We start from the raw sequence: 14,717 nt of genomic DNA on the forward strand, positions 1-14,717 counted from the left end.
GCTCGGCGCTCTCCCTTGGGGACCAAGCAGTCCGCGATTGTGACAGCGGGCGCACTGCCAGGGATCTGCATGGATCCTGGTGGGTCAGGGGAACTGTTACCTCTTGACAGGCTTTTTCATAGAAGGGGCGGCATGAGCCCGACTCCAGCCGGAGAACCCAGCCGCCCAATCCGCACATGCGGAGGGAATCACCCCCCGCTGCCACGGCAGCGCAGGTGGCTGGAGTCGTTTGTCTTGAGCCGCCCTTCAGATCCTCTCCGTCGCGGGTGATGAATCCGCCAAGCCCCTCGCGGGGCCGGAGAAGACCATCTGGTCGGCTCAACAACCAGTGTTGGCTATGGTTCCCAGAGAGTCAAGGATGACGTCGCGCGGGCAGCGTTGTTGTGCCGTGATCGATCACCCGGCGTCGTACTTCGCGACCACCTCGTCGATGGTGTCGCCGCCGTACAGCACCGCGTCGGCGCCGTGATGGTACGCGACCAAGCGGATGCCGTGCTCGACCTCGACCTCATGGAGGAACGCCCAGTCGTCGGTCGTGAGCGCCACCTCGTCGATCGGAACGAGGTTGCTCTCATCGCGCTCGCCCTCGGCCAGGAAGCGGTCGAGAAACTCGTCGCCGTACAGCAGGTCGCCGAGGTCGTCGGCGTCGAGCGCCGCCAGCTCCACGCCCAGCCGGGTCTCGATCTCCGCCAGCACGTCATCAAGGAAGACGTCTTCGTTGTCGTCGCCCGTCATGGCGCCACCGCCCGGGGGTGCGCGCAGGGGGAATCCGCCTCCCATCCGGTCACGCAGGGGCCCGCGTACGGGCACGAGCGGCACGGCCAGTCGCGGACCGGGTAGAACGCCTGAGCGCGGATCGCGGCGAGCACGCCGCACACCACGCGACGCAGGTCGTCCCGGTCCTGCTCGGTGCGCGCCACCGCGTAGGTCTCGAAGGCGGGCGCCTTGGTCTTGAGGAGGAGCTGGATCGTCACGTCCGCGTCGCCGTACCCCAACTCGGGCGCGGCCAGCGTGTACGCGCTCGGTTGCAGGTCGTACGCGAGCCGGTCCTCGGTCCAGCGCCGGGCCCCGGTTTTGTGCTCCAGGATGCGGCACGTGCCGTCCGCGTCGCGCACCACCACGTCGAAGGCGCCCACGAGCCGCTCGGGCAGCACCTCGCCCGTGTCCGGGTCCGCGATCTCGATGGAGAAGGGCGCCTCCACCGCCAGCACCTCGGCCGGGCGCGGCGCCTCCTTCAGGAAGCACGTCAGGAGGGCGGCCCCGGCCGCCGCCATGGAGTCGGCCGTGTCGCGCTCGTCGAACAGCACGGGCGGCTGCTCGGCCAGCTGACGCTTCCACGCGACGTCGAACACGCCGACCAGATCCTCGTAGGCGGGCTCGGGGCGGCCGTCGCGGAGCGCGGCGTAGAAGATCGCCAGCGCCTCGTGGATGGCGGTGCCGAACGCCAGGCTCGCTGCGCGGGTCGCGGGCGGCACGCGACGGACGTACCGCGCCTCGTAGCTTCGGGGGCACCGCAGGTAGGAGGAGATGGCCGAGAACGACACGTGCGGCTTCGCCCGCAGGTGGGCCAGATCGTTCGCCCCGCTCATGCCGCGCTCCGCTTCTCGATCTCCTCGCCGAGCTGCGTGATCAGCGCCGACGCGTCGGCCCGGCCGAGCTGCTCCGGCGCCTTGCCGAACCCCTCCACCGCGCGCTGCCGGATCGCGTCGACGCCCAGCCCGAGCTTGCGCCCCATGCTCCAGATCGCCTGGAGCTGCTTCGGCGTGAGCCGCTCCTGGGTGCCACCGACCGGCCGGGGGTTGGCGACCGGCCGGGTGTCGCCCACCGGCTTCGCGGGCGCGGCCTGCGTGCCCTGCGCAGGCGCGGCCTGCTTGCCCCGCGCGGGCTTCTCCGTCGGCTGCTCGGCAACCTCGTCGGCGTACAGGTACGCGGCCACCCCGAGCATCGTCGCGCACTTCTTCAAGCTGTCGGTCGCGGCCGCCTTGTACGCGTCGGCCTCGGACAACACCTCGCCCGTCTCGCGCGAGATCGCGGGCGCCGCCTTCCCGAACGCTTCCTTCACGATGCTGAGCGCGGTGAGCTTGCCGTGCACGAGCACCTCGCCCGTGGACAGCACGCGGTGCTCGACGATCGCGAACGACCAGTCGCCGTCGAAGCAGTCGTTGAGGCGCGCGACGACCGCGCTGCCGCATACGAAGTTGACGGGCTTGCCGAACGATCCTCGGCGCTTCTTGACGGACTCCTCAGGGAACGGCGCGGCCAGGGCGGTGCGGATCTGCTTTTCCATGATCTCCTCGGGCAAGGTGTAGACGTCCCCATCCCGCGCGCGCTGCGCGGTTTTCACGGCCACCACCTCGGTGCCGGGGAGTCGTGCGATGCCTACCGGGAACATGGGGCGGGGGGCGGGGAAGTCAAGTGGGCAAAGATGGCCAATGGTGCTGTAATTATTGACTTATCGGCGAGGACGGATGAGACGACAAGGATTGGTTACTACGCCTTGTTTTTAAGATATTCCGACGCGTTGTCGAGACACGTCCTCATGTCGTTTTCAGAAGACCTGAAGTCCCTGCCGATTTTGTCGTTGATCCGCGCACAGACGACATACTGACCAACGTTGTAAGCCTCCGACAACAGCACCTCGGCGCTGAAATTATACGAGATACTGTCGCCAGGACGCACTACCTTCGCCGCGAGCCACTCCCCGGTCACTCCGTCCCGCACGGGTTGGAGGACACGGCCGCCGCTGAGTTCAAATACGACTGTGCCCCCGAAGAAGAAGTCGGCTGGCGAGTGGTTCTCGATCTTCACCCCGATGATCACCCGCAGTCGCGGATCTGGTGACTCGGGCACGGGAAATCCCGCAGCCAGAGTCACACGGATGTCGGGCCGGGGCGCGGTTAGAACGTCAGCTTGCCCGCGCCCCGGCCGGTCGATCGGTGGCGGCAGCGTCGGATGAAAGATGGGACAAATTCGCGCGACGTCGGTGAGGATGCGCCAACGCAGCTGGTCAATTTCGTGGGCTGCACGAGGGTCGATCGTGAATGTCGAGCAGTCGCCATCTCCGCACCCGCATGGTCGGATTTCGCCCTCCCTCACCAGCCGATCAAAAGTTTGGCGTAGACCTGTTAGGCCCTGCGTGATTTCTTCGAGCACCTGCTTGTTCTGGCTCTTCTTGAGCTGATGTCGACTTGGGATTCGTCCGATCTCTGTGCCGTCGCGGAGCCGCCGAACACCGGTGTTCAGCACCTCTATGGTATCGGTAATCGCCTTCTTGAAATCTGGGATGCTGCTCTCCGCGTGAAATGGGGTGGAAAACGCGGGTCGGTCGAAGCATTCGGCCATCAGCGCGAGGATCTCGTCGTCTCCCATCTCGTCGACGGTGCCGAAAACGCGGAGCGCATCGGCCAATTCTGGGAATGGCACGCCGTCGACGAAGCGCTTGAGGAGGACAGGCTGATCTCGGCGGAGACGCTCTTCGAGTTCTACCCCGCTCCAGATCTCGGTCGTGCCGATACCCTTCGTTCCGGCTTCCGTCTTTACGCGGTCCTTCATTTTCGCCGTGACGCCGTGTCCGGTGATCAGGACGAAGCAGTTCGGCACTCCGTTCGGCCCGGAGATGATCTTCCCGATGTCCGCGCGCGCCTTCTCGAACTTGAGTTGCTTATGGTTGGCGCACTGGTAACAGACCGTTTCCCCGTTTGATCGAACACCCCAGATGTCCCGACCTGAATCGCCTCCGAGTTGGCCGTACCAGTCGAGGGTTGCCCAGGTGTCGAGCCGCAGAACGTAGCCAAAGCAAAGGCGCTCGAATTGCGTGCCGGACAGATCCTCGAAGTGGATGCTCCCCACCAGAATTTGTGGCGTCCCCCGCCGGTCCTTTGTGGCCATGTGTGCACCCTTTTCCCGCCGGTCCTCACCGGCTCTTCCCACCCCGACCTCGATTCCTCTTGCACGCCATCGTGCTCAACACGCTCGGGCATCCATCCCTCCCACCCGTACCACCCCTATTCCGACTTACGAACGCGGCAGCCGACGATGTCTGTCGTAGGGTGCGTCGCCGGGTTGCCAGATCGCGTCGATGTTCTCCGGCGGCACTGGCGCACGGAAGAAGACGTCCGCGCCGAGATCGCTGAACCCGAGACGCATCCCGACCATGCAGTTCGCCAACGACGGACAGCACTCGTGTTGATCGGCGGGCGTCACCGAGAAGTCGATCGCTGCCACCACGATGCTCGGGCGGCCGAGGGAATGTAGCCGTTCACGGTGTCGATTCTCTAGCGGAAAGTAGATCGCCTCACCGCCCCAGATACTGAGCAGAGGTTCGCACCCATTGGGACTTTCATCGAAGATTTGGCGAGACAGGATCAAGCACACCTGCCCTTCGGTAATAGGGGCGCGGAAGCTCCACGCCGGGTCCGCAAACTGATTTCCGCTCTCGAAGGCATCGCGCTCGGCGTCCGAGATCGCGCCGACCTCATGCGCACGCCGAATCCGCTCGTTGACAAGATCCGGGCCGAGCCTCCGCAGCCCCTGATCCAGGATTACTCGGCGCTCGTGGTCGAGCAGCCGGGTACAATGGTAAGCGCGCACGAGTTGCGATCCCACCAACCTCCGCAGGTCTTCTTCGTCGTCGATCCGAAGGTCGGCGGTGAACTCGGTCGAGCCGCACAACTCGACTGTGTGTTCATCTACCCACGCGAGGACCTCCGTTGGCCACGTCGCCGCGTCGTCCACATCGATCACCGGGCGAGCGTCAGTTGCCCTAACTCTCCTGCCCATTCAGAACCCTTTCGGCGCCCGGGTGATCGCGCTCTCGACTTCGCGGACCAAGCCGGGCTGGTTCGGCATCGACGCCTCGCGCGTGTGTGAATGGAAAAGTATAGCACGGACGCGTAAGAGGCCGAAGACCGGAATGCTCCAGGAAGGATATTCCGTTCGGTGCGACTACGGCGCTGTCCTGGCAAGTTTCGCCTCGATCGCCTCGATGACTTTCTTGCCCACCTCAAGGACGTGATCAGCCTGCACTCTCATATCTTCAATTGTCCGGCTGCGACGCTTTCGTGACCCGCTTCGTGCAGTCTCAAATTGAATGTCCATCTCATGAATGATCTCGTTCCGCGCATCAAAAATCTGTTTGAGGGTTCCTCTGTCGAATTTTACTTCTTCGCCGACCCCAAGCGCCTTGAGCGTTTTAAACAGCTCATCTGGGCTCTGTAGACTCTCTCCGGTGAGATGCAGAATGTACTCCTCGACAATTCTTTGCAGTGGTGATGGTGCAATCAGAATGTGCGCGATAAACTTGCGGTCCTTGGTCTGTCGATCATCGTGAACACCGACAGCATCGTCGCGAATTCGACGCGCTACAAACCTCTCCAGTTCGCTCTGGACTTTCGAGTCTTGCGCGGCGAGGAGCTGAAGCGAGTCGCGGATAAGTTGTTTTAAAAGGGAGTCGAGACCGGCACAAGCGAACACCAGCATCGCCCGCAGGAGGTCCTGCTCAGGGTGCGTGAGAGCGCCACCGGACTCGCGTCTTGCCTTACGGCTCGCATCACACTGAGCTAGGAACGCGTCCTTTGCCTCGGTGGCGTACTCAAAAACAAGTCTCGCCTTTTCCGTTACGGCAGGCGTTTTCCTTTTTACCATTTCCCCCACTCCAAGTCGATTGACACCTGACTCTAGCGCCACATCATCCACCCAGCAAGAACCAGGTTGGAACATGCCCGGGTTGTCAGGTTCGCTCTCACCCGATCTCGAACGCCTCCCCGTCGCGCAGGCGCCGGACGTTGGCGAAGCGGTGCGCGTGCTGGTCCCAGTCGAAGCTGTGGATCGGGACGAGGTGGCGGGGGGCCATGCGCGCGGCGAACTCCTGGAGGTCGGTCGTGGAGGCGTGGCCGCTCGTGTGGATCTGGGCGAAGGCGGCGCCCGCCGCGTCGAACTGGCGCCGGATGTCCGCGTAGGCACCGCCTTCCAGGTAGCCCGACCACATCGAGAACATCCACGCGTCGTCCTTCGCGATCGCGAGCCCCTTGCCGGTGAAGTCGCGCAGCAGCGACGGCTGCAGCATCACCACCGCGTCCCGGATCTCGCCGAGCGCGGCGGCGCCGATGGCGTGGCCGGAGGTCGCGCACCGCTCGACGAAGGCGGGGGCGTTCAGGCCGCGCGTCATGTTGTCACTCCTCACCGCGGACAGTGGCGCTCTCTTCTCTCTACTCGCTGTCATCGGGAAGTGGGACGCCCAAGGCTTTCCACCCTTCAATGATCTCGCGGGTGAACTCATGATCATCTTTTGAAATGATGTTCCGCTTCCCGATGGCGACGCGCATAATCAGCACCATGCCTTCTGTGAATAGCTGATCACCTCTGGACGAGCGGAACGGTGTCTTTGGTAACAGCCCGACGCGGATCCAAGAATAGATAGTGTACTTCGACCGCTGTACCTCGATCGCGACTCCTGGCAAAGTGTACGCGACGGTGTTCACCCCATTAACCTGTACCGGCAATGGCTCCCGCGGCCCTCTCGGCCGAACTGTTTTGGGTAACAATCCCGCCTTCCGCAGTTTGTCTCGTTCAACGCGTTTCTTCGCTCGTCCATCCCGAACGCATCGCAGAACATTGTCCCGATACTCCTGGTCGACCTGGTACTTGTTCTTTCGATAATCCAACAGCAACGTTCGATTACTATTGTAGTACCTTCGCTGATACTCCTTCCGATCTCGCCCGTGCTGCGTCTTGGCCACTTCGGGGTTGGCGACGTCCCGCTGCAACGAGATCAACTTCCTAACACGCTGCTTGCCGCCATCAGGGTTGCCGACGACCTCGAAGCCGCAGGCGTCGAAGAGGCTGCGCGTGCCGGTCCACGCGAACGCCGCGGGGGTCGGCGCGCCGTCCCGCGCGGGCTTCACGGGGTAGCCCTCGGCGATCTCGGCTCCACGCACGCGCAACATCTCCAGGGCGGCCCCGAGCAGTGCCGTGGCGATCCCCTTGCCGCGCCAGCCCCGCTTGATGAAGAAGCACGGCAGCGACCAGACGCGCTCCGCGTCCGCGCAGGCCAGGCTCGGCGCGCGATCGAGCTTCGCGTACTCGACCCGCCGCCCGTACGCGCACCAGCCGACCGGCTCCCCGTCGACGTACGCCAGCACGCCGTGGGCCGCGTCCTTGCGGACCAGGGCGCGCATGCGCCGCTTCGCCTCGTCGCCCTTGATGTCGGCCCAGCGCTCGCCGCGCTCGGTGCGCCACGACATGCACCAGCACCCACCGCACGCGCCGTTGGAGCCGAACAGCCGCTCCAGGTCCGGCCACAGCTGCGGCGTGAGGTCCTTGGTCTCCACGTTCATCCGACCCCCCGATCCACAATCACGACGTCCGGCACCACCGGCGTCCAGCGGGCCGCCACGGCGCGGGCATCGGCCTTCCGCGCGTACGTGCCGATCACGACCGCGCCGGGCACGTACACCGCGTACCGCCCGGACGGAGACTTCTCCGGCGCCCGGGTGAGCGCGCTCTCGACCTCGCGGATCAGGTCGGGCCGGTTCGTCATCGACGCCTCGTGCTGGGTCAACGGAAGAGCGTAGCACAGTTGCGTAGGAGGTCGAAGGCCGAGACTTTGCAGGAAGGATATTCCGTACAGGTGCGACTACCCGTCCAGGCGCTTGATCTTCCGCTGCTTCTCCAAGATCTCGTCCAGTTTCTCGCTGATCTCCTCAAGCTGACGAAGACTGGGCAACTTCGCTTGAAGTTCGTCGAGATCCCCGAGGTTGTCGATGGCTTCGCCCACCTGTTCGAGGTGGCGAACATCGGGCAGCTTCTCCTTGAGTTCGTCGAGGTCGCCAAGCGCGTTCAACTCGTCCTGGATCTGCTCCAGGTAACGAACATCAGGGAGCTTGCTCTCCAATTCGTCGAGGTCGCCAAGCGCCTTCAACTCGTCCTGAATCTGCTCAATGTCTCGGACGGTCGGGAGCTGGCTGTTCAGCTCCTCAAGATCCAGGTCCGCGAGGACTTCCTTGATCCGCATCAGCTTGGCCAACAGCTCGTCCAAGTCAGGCAGATCGTCGAGAGCGGCCTTCAAACCCTGCACATCGGCTGACAACATTCTCACCCTCCTCCCCAGGACCTCCCCCGGGTCGTCGTCACATCCTGCGACACCGCGCCGCAGGTCGTCCGCTCGTTGCGTGATCAGGTCACAGAGGATCTCCGTCTTCGACCGCTTCTCGACCTCGGACAGGGTATCAAACAGCGCCTGCTCGTCCGGTCGGAGCCGAACCGTGATCGCTTCCCCTCGTCGTTGTTTCGGCGGTTTGTATGCAGCGGACATTCCCGTTCCTCAATCCTTCATCTCTTTATAACACAGTATTTCAGACATGTCTAGTGTATTGCATATATCTTTCGCTTTAACTTCGTTCCCCTCGGAGGGCTTTCAGAAACAGGAGTGAACTGGGTGGTAAAGGGCGTCAGGCAGGGCAGTGGCACGGCCTCCCCGCCTTCAACACGCAGCGCGGCTTTGACATCAAGATCCTGGAAGCGGACCTCCGCGAGTTCTCCGAGCGGCTTCGCGTGTACGTCGACTGGGGAGCCGTGGACGAGGAGTGACCGCGACCGTCCGTCGTTCGTGCTCCGGTACCGCCCTCTAGATCACTCCCCCGCAGGCGTCCCGCCGTCGAGCGCGGCGGAGAGTGGCTCAAACTCGCGAACGACGAGGTGCCGCGCGCTCCCGCGGCCGTTCAAGTGCCAGTCTTTATCGAACCGCCACGCGAAGTAGGCGTGCTCCCGCGCAGAACGTATGGCCGCTGGCGGCGGCGGGAACGGCGAACCGGTGCAGATCGCGGACACCGCCGTGGCGTCGAAGAAACCCGACCCGGAAGTCGCGACCAGCCGGATCTCGTCCAGCGCGCCCGACTGCCCGATCGCGAACTCGACCTGCGCGGCGCGCTCCACCTTTGCGAGCACGGAGGTAGTGTCGACGATCTCGCCGATCGGCGGCGGCACGTAGAACGGGTTGTACCGGAGCCAGCTGCGCTGCACCGCGCCGTGCAGCTGATCGGCGGGCAAGCCGACCTCGGCGAGGAACGCGTTGAACGTCGGTGTGATCCGGCTGTTGAGGACCGAGAGGTACCCCTCCACCGCGCGCCGAGCCTCGGTCGCGGTCAGCGGCGCATCCTCCGGATACCGGCGGTTGTCGCCCAGCGCGCCGAGCACGAGCTGGCTCCACCGGGTCGCCCTCTGCCCGTCGATGCGCTTGCGACGTAGCGCCTGCTCGTAGTCCGCACGGTCCTGAGCGGCGCGCGTCCCGAACGTCCGTTCGAACCCGTTCCAGCCGAGGGCGAGATCGAGTCGTTCCGACCGCGGGCTCTCGCCGACCCCGGCGTCGACCGCAGGCGGTTGTGCCGCGGGCATCGCGACCGGGAGGTTCTCTCGAGTCGCCGCGCCGTGTCGATCTCCTCGCTCGGGCCGCACGCTGGCGACGTCCCCCTCCGGTTCGGCGTGCGCCGGTCGGGGCGGAGCGGCGTTCGACGAGTTCATCGGCTCGGTCTGTGCGGCCGCGCCGCCGACGATCCTCAGCTCGACCGCGATCGACTCGCCTCGGGTGCGGTGATCCGCAGCGCGCGTCACGGCGAGCAGCAGAGCGATGTGGATCAGCACCGCCCCGACTACCGCCACCGCGGCTCGGCGCCGCATCGCTCTGCTCTCTTCCGTGTGTCCTTCCATCGAGCGCGCTTCCTTCGAAACACTAATCCAGACGAACCGCGCGGTCGAGAGCGCCGGTTTGTCGGTTTGTCGGGGTCCGGGGCGAGCCTGTCACTGACGGCGAGGTTGGATGGACAGCGACGATGACGGCGCCGACTACAGCGCCGGGCACCCGGGCGTCGCCGCGATCATCCGCGCGAGCTTCCCTCGCGCCTCCGGCGACAGCGGCGCCTCGTTCGCGCACATGTGCATCGCGGCGCAGGGCGGCGCCGGGGTCTTCGGCCAGTCGGCGATCGCGTTGTCGCACCGGCGCCAGGCGTCCTTCCCCTCCCAATCTCTCGGACCAGCACAGGCCACAGCGAGGATCATCAGAAGCGTCGGGAGTACGACAGAAGCGACCGAAGGATAGCTGCGCCGGTCCTCAGGCGGATAAAGGTTCATCAACCGATCTCGTTCACGCCTACGCGCCTGTCGCCGCCTGCGCCGCCTTGAAGTGCTCCCCGCACATCCCGTTGCCCCGGGCGTAGCGGTTCTTCCCGCAACCCGGCACCGAGCACTTGGGGTAGTTGATCTTGCGGCGCTTCTTCCGGGCCGGGGCCTTGGCCGCCTTCTTGACGGACTTCTTGGCGGTCGCCTTCGCTGCCATCGCCTTGGCAGGCCGTCCAGGTTTGCGCCCCGGCTTCCCCTTCGGCGGGCGTCCGGGCTTGCGCCCTGGCTTCGCCTTGGGCGGGCGGCCGCGCCGCTTCCCGCCGGTTGCAGCAGGCGCCGCACCGCCCTGCACGGCGAACAGCTCCTGGAGCGTGGCGACCTGCACGGCGGTGATGATCGACCTGGCGAAGGCGTCGGCGGCCTTCTCGATGGCGGATGCGAGCTGGGACATGGGGTTGTTCTCCTTGTTCGTGCGTGCTGGATTACCGTCCGTCCATTGCGCCTGTCAACGTCGGACTCGGCTTGAACACCACGACCCGCCGGGGGCCGATCACGATCGCCTGGCCGGTCAGGCGATGAGGAATACGGCATCTAAACAGTTTCACATTGCTTCGCGATCAAATAGGCCTTCGGGGCGCGACGAACTTTAGTTCACGCTGATATTCGACTCCTTTGAAATGCTGTTTATAGGTGAACCTATTTAGAGGTCCAAAGAGAGCTAGGTGACACTTGCGCGGCCGGCCGACGACGTGATTATATCGGACATGGCGACTTGCTCCATCCCGTTGCGCCGAGCGCCACTCATGACGGGCGGCCTGAAGGCGTTCCTCCTCATGGTGTTTTTCGGATTCGCCTTAGAGATCCTGCCGCTGGTGCCAGCAAGCCTCGCCGGCGTCGCTGCCGTGATCGCGGTGTGGGTGCTCGCTCTTCTCGCGATGCGCCCCCGCGAGGCGCAGTGCATCGAGTTGCGGGACGACGTCGTCCGCCTGCCGAAAAGTTGGGGCTCGCCCGAGATCGTTGAAATCCCATACGCGGAACTGCGTTCTGCGGGATACACGGGCAAGGGAAGACAACTTCGTCTGGCAATCCGCTCGACGCGCACCACGACCGAGTTCCCGCTTTCCGCTTTCGTCGACACGAACGTCCTGCCGCTCCTACGCGAGGAGCTGTACGCCCGACTCGAACGGATCGAAGGCGGTCCTCGGCTGAGCGAGTTCATGCGGGAGCAGGCTTTGATCGACGAGCGGGTTTGGGAATACAAGCCGTTCGTGACCTATGCCTTATGTGCGGTGCTCGCTGCCACGTTCTTGGTGGTTGCGTTCTTGACGTCCCAGCAAACCGATTTCGCGCTCATCCGCTTCGGCGCACTCGTTCCTTCCCTCGTTCGGGACGGCCAGTGGTGGAGACTCCTTTCCTCCGCCTTTTTGCATGCGAATGTCCTCCATGTTTGGGTTAACGGTACCTCCCTGTTCTTCCTCGGTGCGCTCTTGGAGAGGTCCCTCGGTGCCTCCCGATTCACTGTGATCTACGCGACCTCTGCGGCCGCCGGATCGGTTTTCTCGGTGGCGTTTATACGTTCTATCTTTTCAGTTGGCGCATCAGGCGCGATCTTCGGGTTGCTCGGCGCGCTGGCGGTTCTCCATTGGCACTGGTGCCGTCAGTTGCCAGCGGGAGTTGCACAGTCGCGGCGATGGTGGATCGTCATCGTTGGGCTGAACGTCGCCGTGCCAGTGATGGTATCCCAGATCGACTACATGGCCCATGTCGGGGGACTACTTTTCGGCGCTCTGACGACGTGGATTCTGGTGCGGGGTTCGAAAGCCGTCGAGCTTCCACTCTCGGCGGGCACACGCCTGCGAGGTCTGTCGATCGGATGCGCAGCGCTGGTCGCCGTCGCATGCGGCCTAGCCGGTTGGCACGGTCGCGAGCCGCAAATGGAGGAGCAGCTTGCTGTAGCGCATCGCATCCTAGTTGACGCATCAAGCACGCCAGAAGAAAAGTATATCGTGGCTTGGGCGATCGCTGCGGACCAGTTGCGTCCGCCGGAGGATAGGAATGAAGAGTGGCTCCACCTAGCCCTGAAGGTAACCTCTGCGGCGATCGCCGAGAAACCCGACAACGCGCACTATTACGATGCCCAGAGCCACCTTCTGTATAGGCTCGGACGCCTCGATGAAGCGATCGCGGCGGAGAAGAAGGCGCTTAATCTGGCAACGGATGATGGTGAAGCGGCCAATTACAAGCAGTTCTATTATTCGCTCAACCAGGACAGGTTCGAGGCCCAGGTTCGCGATATCGAGGCGCAGCGGCAGATAAAGGGAAACTGATGCGAGAGCCTGAACGAGCGATCGTTCTCCCCTGCGGTCCAAGAAGGCTTTGCCGGGTTCCCCGCGGCTTGCCGCGGGGCGGAAGGCATGCCTTGCCGGGGGGATAGAAGGGGGGCAGGCAGCCCCCCTTCTCCACAAAGGCCGCAGCGAGATGCTGTATACCGAGAAGCATGGCGTGGCGCAGAACGAGTCATGCTGTCTACGACGCGAGCTACCACCTGGTGTGGTGCCCGAAGTACCGAAAGAAGCTGTTCGAGGATGGCTTGATCCGGGAACGAGCGGCCGAGATGCTGCGCGAGATCAGCGAGGAGTACGGGTTTGAAATCGACAAGCTGGAGGTGGCGGTCGACCACGTGCACGTGCTGCTATCATTCCCGCCGAAGTACTCGATCTCCGAGGTTGTGAGGACGTTGAAGAGCAAGAGTGGTCGAGCGCTGTTCCGCGAGTTCCCCAGGATCAAGCGAAAGCTCTGGGGTGGGGAGCTGTGGGGGGATGGCTATTTGTAAGGACTCGCCGTACCCCGTCTTGTCGTAGCTGACCATCCCGAGGACGATCTCACCTCCGACGAGGAGGTGCTCCTGCTGCAAGGCGAGAACGACCGTCTGCACAAGCGGCTCGATGAGCTGACGCGCGAGAATGCCAAGCTCAAGGGACTCGACGAATCGAAGCAGCTCGAGCTGGAGATGCTGCGCCTGCAAGAGCAGATGGACGCGCTGCGGCGGCGGCTGTTCGCGGCGTCGTCGGAGAAACGCCCGGGGGACAAGGGTGACGGGGACAAGGAGAAGAAGACCCCACGGACCGGGCACGGGCCCAAGGAGCAGCCCGAGCTGCCCATCGTCGAGCAGACGCACGAGCTCCCTGCCGACGAGATGACGTGCTCGTCGTGCGGCGGGACGCTCGCGGAGTGGGAGGGGCAGTTCGAGGAGTCGGAGGAGGTGACGGTCGTCGAGCGGCGGTTCATGCTCCGCAAGCACCTGCGCAAGAAGTACCGCTGCACGTGCGGGGCGTGCGTGAAGACGGCGCCGGCGCCGGAGCGCCCGATTCCCGGCGGTCGGTACTCGACGGAATTCGCGGTGGAGGTGGCGGCGCAGAAGTATCTCGACCATCTGCCGTTGGAGCGCCAGGCGCGGATCATGAAGCGCGAGGGGCTCGCGGTGGACTCGCAGACGCTGTGGGACCAGGTGTGGGCGCTCGCGCGGCTGTACGAGCCGACGTACGAGCGGATCCGCAAACACGTGCTCGCGCAGGAGGTGGCGCACGGCGACGAGACGCCGTGGTACCTCTTGAAGAAGGGCGGCCGCGAGCGGTGGCACGCGTGGGCCGCGGCGTGCCACGACGCTGTCTACTTCCACATCGACAGGCGGCGGAGCGCGGACGCGGCGGACGAGCTGTGGTCGGGGTACGCGGGGTGGCTCGTGGTGGACGGGTACCAAACGTACCTGTCGCTCGCGAAGCGCAAGCCGCCCGGCGCTCTCAAGCTCTCGTACTGCTGGGCGCACGCGCGGCGGAAGTACGTGGAGGCGGAGCCGCACTACCCTGCGGAGTGCAAGGTCGCGCTGGATCTGATCCGCGAGCTGTACCTGGTGGAACGCGAGGCGCCGGATCCGATGCCACTCACTGGCGACGAGCGGACGCAGGCTCTCGAATTGCGGGCGCGGCTGCGGTCCGAGCGGTCGGCGACCATCGTCGAGCGGATTCGGGAGTGGGCGGCGGCGCAGCGGGCGCTACCGGAGAGCGCGCTCTTCAAGGCGATCCGGTACATGACCGACCACTGGCACGGGCTGACGCGATTCCTTCACGATCCGCGGCTGCCGCTCGATAACAATCTGGTGGAGCGCGAGATCCGCAGCCTCGCCGTTGGCCGCAAGAACTTCTACGGCTGCAAGTCCGAGCGCGGGCTCAAGGCCGCCGCGATCCTCTACACGCTGATCGGCACCGCGAAGCTGCAAGGCGCCGAGCCGAAGGCGTACCTCCTGGCCCTCGCCCGTGCCGCCCTCAGCGACCCGTCGACGGCGCTGCTCCCGAACGAGATCGGCTGAAAACGATCAACCGGCGACGAGATCGTGCTCCGGCGCGGCGACGGGGTACGGCGAGGCTTTACGGCTATTTTGCGAGAACCGTCGGAGACAGCATGACGAAGCAGATCATCGAGCGCTACATCGAGCACCACTACAGCATCGAGCAAGGGCCTGCGCAGCTTGGCCTCAAGCTGCGCTCATGAAACCCCGCGGCTTGCCGCGGGGAGATTCATTTCAAACAGGTCGCCGAGCAAGAAAAAGA

General features: G+C 64.5%; 16 protein-coding genes. 3 read left to right on the plus strand and 13 right to left on the minus strand.

All coding sequences use genetic code 11. The annotated features are described in order from the left end of the window. Nucleotides 1–396: 396 nt before the first annotated feature. The 13 genes from M0R80_17045 to M0R80_17105 form a co-directional block, all read right to left on the minus strand. Entirely contained in the window at nucleotides 397–780 is a 384-nt protein-coding gene (locus M0R80_17045) for a hypothetical protein (protein MCK9461338.1), read from the minus strand. After that, nucleotides 732–1,589 carry a PD-(D/E)XK nuclease family protein gene (locus M0R80_17050; protein ID MCK9461339.1) on the minus strand — a complete coding sequence of 286 codons (858 nt, stop codon included), beginning with the start codon at nucleotides 1,587–1,589 and terminating at the stop codon, nucleotides 732–734. Before M0R80_17050 ends, M0R80_17045 begins: the two co-directional genes overlap by 49 nt. Continuing rightward, complete coding sequence (locus tag M0R80_17055; protein MCK9461340.1) at nucleotides 1,586–2,344, minus strand: RAD52 family DNA repair protein; 759 nt, start codon at nucleotides 2,342–2,344, stop codon at nucleotides 1,586–1,588. The genes M0R80_17050 and M0R80_17055 overlap by 4 nt, the downstream gene beginning before the upstream one ends. Before the next feature lie 146 nt (nucleotides 2,345–2,490). Next, on the minus strand, nucleotides 2,491–3,888 hold the full coding sequence (locus M0R80_17060) for a hypothetical protein (protein MCK9461341.1): 1,398 nt from the start codon (nucleotides 3,886–3,888) through the stop codon (nucleotides 2,491–2,493). A gap of 126 nt (nucleotides 3,889–4,014) precedes the next feature. Then, complete coding sequence (locus tag M0R80_17065; protein MCK9461342.1) at nucleotides 4,015–4,743, minus strand: hypothetical protein; 729 nt, start codon at nucleotides 4,741–4,743, stop codon at nucleotides 4,015–4,017. Nucleotides 4,744–4,944: 201 nt separating this feature from the next. Next, entirely contained in the window at nucleotides 4,945–5,643 is a 699-nt protein-coding gene (locus tag M0R80_17070; protein ID MCK9461343.1) for a HEPN domain-containing protein, read from the minus strand. 97 nt (nucleotides 5,644–5,740) lie between these two features. Beyond that, nucleotides 5,741–6,166, minus strand: a complete 426-nt coding sequence (locus M0R80_17075) for a hypothetical protein (protein MCK9461344.1) — start codon at nucleotides 6,164–6,166, stop codon at nucleotides 5,741–5,743. A 40-nt stretch (nucleotides 6,167–6,206) separates the two neighbouring features. Further along, nucleotides 6,207–7,334, minus strand: coding sequence for a GNAT family N-acetyltransferase (locus M0R80_17080; protein MCK9461345.1), 1,128 nt, complete (start codon nucleotides 7,332–7,334; stop codon nucleotides 6,207–6,209). Further along, nucleotides 7,331–7,537, minus strand: a complete 207-nt coding sequence (locus tag M0R80_17085) for a hypothetical protein (protein MCK9461346.1) — start codon at nucleotides 7,535–7,537, stop codon at nucleotides 7,331–7,333. The genes M0R80_17080 and M0R80_17085 overlap by 4 nt, the downstream gene beginning before the upstream one ends. A 96-nt stretch (nucleotides 7,538–7,633) precedes the next feature. Continuing rightward, complete coding sequence (locus tag M0R80_17090; GenBank protein ID MCK9461347.1) at nucleotides 7,634–8,311, minus strand: hypothetical protein; 678 nt, start codon at nucleotides 8,309–8,311, stop codon at nucleotides 7,634–7,636. 317 nt (nucleotides 8,312–8,628) lie between these two features. Further along, a complete protein-coding gene (locus M0R80_17095; protein ID MCK9461348.1) occupies nucleotides 8,629–9,702 on the minus strand; it encodes a TonB C-terminal domain-containing protein in 1,074 nt (357 codons plus the stop codon). A gap of 135 nt (nucleotides 9,703–9,837) precedes the next feature. Continuing rightward, on the minus strand, nucleotides 9,838–10,050 hold the full coding sequence (locus M0R80_17100) for a hypothetical protein (protein ID MCK9461349.1): 213 nt from the start codon (nucleotides 10,048–10,050) through the stop codon (nucleotides 9,838–9,840). A gap of 91 nt (nucleotides 10,051–10,141) precedes the next feature. Beyond that, the gene (locus tag M0R80_17105; GenBank protein ID MCK9461350.1) at nucleotides 10,142–10,561 is read right to left on the minus strand and encodes a hypothetical protein; all 420 of its coding nucleotides are present in this window, start codon (nucleotides 10,559–10,561) and stop codon (nucleotides 10,142–10,144) included. 352 nt (nucleotides 10,562–10,913) lie between these two features. Here M0R80_17105 and M0R80_17110 point away from each other — a divergent pair, with 352 nt between their 5' ends. The 3 genes from M0R80_17110 to M0R80_17120 all read left to right on the plus strand — a co-directional run bounded on the left by M0R80_17110 (nucleotide 10,914) and on the right by M0R80_17120 (nucleotide 14,476). Then, entirely contained in the window at nucleotides 10,914–12,437 is a 1,524-nt protein-coding gene (locus M0R80_17110; GenBank protein MCK9461351.1) for a rhomboid family intramembrane serine protease, read from the plus strand. A gap of 170 nt (nucleotides 12,438–12,607) precedes the next feature. Then, a complete protein-coding gene (tnpA, locus tag M0R80_17115) occupies nucleotides 12,608–12,943 on the plus strand; it encodes an IS200/IS605 family transposase (protein ID MCK9461352.1) in 336 nt (111 codons plus the stop codon). Nucleotides 12,944–13,009: 66 nt separating this feature from the next. Then, entirely contained in the window at nucleotides 13,010–14,476 is a 1,467-nt protein-coding gene (locus M0R80_17120) for an IS66 family transposase (protein ID MCK9461353.1), read from the plus strand. Nucleotides 14,477–14,717: the final 241 nt, after the last annotated feature.

This window comes from Pseudomonadota bacterium, assembly GCA_023229365.1.
Taxonomy (GTDB): domain Bacteria; phylum Myxococcota_A; class Polyangia; order JAAYKL01; family JAAYKL01; genus JALNZK01.